This window comes from Peribacillus sp. SIMBA_075 (assembly GCF_046534585.1).
In genome coordinates, this window is record NZ_JAWRYN010000235.1 from 1 (window position 1) to 352 (window position 352).

Annotated in this window: 1 pseudogene; it reads left to right on the plus strand. The window is 38.1% G+C overall.

The annotated features are described in order from the left end of the window. Window positions 1–352: pseudogene (locus SB775_RS28025) on the plus strand (methionine synthase); the annotation flags it as partial.

Consider the following 352-nt stretch of genomic DNA (forward strand, 5'->3'; position numbering starts at 1 on the left):
AGAAAGTAGAAATTCCAGCAGTAATTGAGCCATTAGCGAAGGCAGAGGTTATGATACCTGATTCAACAAAACGAATTGTATTACGTGATATCCCAGCCCTTCATCTCGCTCCATTTTTGAATAGACAAATGCTACTTGGACATCACCTTGGATTAAAAGGAAATGTGAAGAAGCTTTTGCGAGAGGGAGATAAGAGAGCACACGAATTAAATGATTTAATAGATGAATTATTGCAGGAAGGACAATCTTGGTTAAAACCGAAAGCGGTGTATCAATTTTTCCCGGCGCAAAGTGATGGACAAAATATAATTATATACGATCCGGAAGATCACACACGTATTATAGAGCGATT